The sequence below is a fragment of the Bradyrhizobium sp. USDA3010 genome, from assembly GCF_056429065.1.
In genome coordinates this window covers 1-1,817 of sequence record NZ_JBWJZD010000116.1, presented here as the reverse complement: position 1 = coordinate 1,817, position 1,817 = coordinate 1, and the positions used below count along the sequence as shown (strand labels likewise).

1 protein-coding gene and 1 pseudogene are annotated in these 1,817 nt (G+C 53.8%); one reads left to right on the top strand and one right to left on the bottom strand.

Translation table 11 applies throughout. The features are described from left to right. Positions 1-1,583 precede the first annotated feature (1,583 nt). A pseudogene (locus AC066Y_RS43165) lies at positions 1,584-1,694 on the top strand (transposase); the annotation flags it as partial. A gap of 18 nt (positions 1,695-1,712) precedes the next feature. On the opposite strand, the gene AC066Y_RS43160 reads toward AC066Y_RS43165, so the two are convergent. Continuing rightward, positions 1,713-1,817, bottom strand: a 105-nt coding sequence (locus AC066Y_RS43160; protein ID WP_478277977.1) for a transposase domain-containing protein, incomplete at its 5' end; no start/stop codon positions are given.

Genomic DNA, 1,817 nt, shown 5'->3' with positions numbered 1-1,817 from the left:
TCGCGCAGCTGCGACTCGCTGGTCATTCTGATCCCTGTTGCCCGCTCCGAACCGGGATCAACCCATCACCGCGCGCCGGCGGCGTCAATCATCCCGACCGCGCTATCCAGAGCATTCCGCGCAAGTCCTCTCGTGACGCTCACGTCAGAGCAGATGTACGGCCGCATCAATCGGGCCCAAAGCCGCACTCTCACGAATAGGACGGGTTAGAACTTTGCACGGAGAATGTGCCGAGTGGGCACGAGAAGTACAGCGCGAGCTGCAAACTGAAGATGGCCAGCGCATCCTACACAACATCAAACTCCTTCAGGAGCGCTTTGAGCCGATGGTTTCGGCGAAGGAGCAGGCTTCTCGACCTTGTCCAGCAAAGGTTGCGAAAGGAGCTTATAGAGCGATAGGAACCAATGCGTCATGGGGGATGCCTCCCCTACACTAATCTCCCCTCCCTACACTTATTTATACATGCGACGAAACTCTTCGCGTCGTTCGGCGTGATACTTGGTGGCCTGAGGGTCGCATGCCCGGAAAATCGCCGCGTGCCAACGCGCCATAGATGGATTAACTCATTTGTCCGTTGGAGCCTGTGAACAAAACAGATGTGACCGTTCCCGTGTCGAGACCGGTAAATCTATATTTCACAAGAGCCGACACATAAGGACTCGTACGTAGATGCGACGCGAGGACTGCTTGAAGACGCTCGTCGACAAACGCGCGAGCAGCACCGACAGTCCCGTGCGGTCCGAGGCCTGCTAACCATACAAGCCAATGGTTCTCGTTCTTTGGATTCTTGCCAACAAAAATGATACCGTAGTCTTCACTGTCATTTGCCGGGTAGGCCAACTGAATGACTGGAAATGTGTTGTGCGCAACTATCCATCTCTTGTGACCATGTGGAATTTGCGAAACCGGTGCACTATCCAGAGGTGAGAAATAAAACGCGGGGCGACTTGATTTCGACAGGTGTTCATTGAGATCCTGAGTGAGAGAATTTCCGGCCGGTCCACAGAGAAGAACGATTGGCTCCGACGAGAATGTGCGGGGTGCCGCGGCATCGTTCCAAGAAAGATCATTGCTGTTCGTCACCGACTCCAACCATGTCTGCTTGCACCAATTTTGTTGCGGCAATATCCGCGTGATGGGCGTGTACAGGTTGGCCGTCTTCTAAAAACGCTCCCGTAATAATTTTTGGAGACGCAGCGAATCGATACAGTACAGTCAGTCTAAGTTTATTTCGGTACGGACTATTTTGCTCGAGACTGCGAAGCCTAATCTGCAAAGCAATGCAAATAGCGATGATAAAGAAAGCTGTAGCTCCTATGAGGATGTAATACTCTCCGATGACCGGATATCGTGCTAGCGCATCTGGAAAACGCGCTGCACAAATACCGACAAATGGAGGAAACGAAAAAGAAATCTAATGCCACCAGCGCGGATGCTTGTCCAATACGCGGTCTATTGAAAAACCTATCATTTCCCACCCAAACAAAAGCTCCGGCAGAGCCGGCTCCGGAAATCTGAACAGGGCGATAAGTGGAGTTTCTGCCTGACGGCGGGCAAGATTGTCCCGCGAATCAGGAGAGACGATGACGAGACGCGCACGCCGGAACCACACACCGGCTTTCAAGGCGAAGGTGGCGCTGGCCGCTGTCAAGGGCGACCGAACGATAGCTCAACTGGCCGAGCACTTTGACGTAAGCGGCAAGCTGAGGCCGTCAGGCGGCGTGGTTCCATGGCATAAGTACGTCGATTTGGCTGCTCGGCCAGCCATTGGCGATACGCTGAAGCGTGAGGGTGAGCCAGGCGAACGGATCGACGTT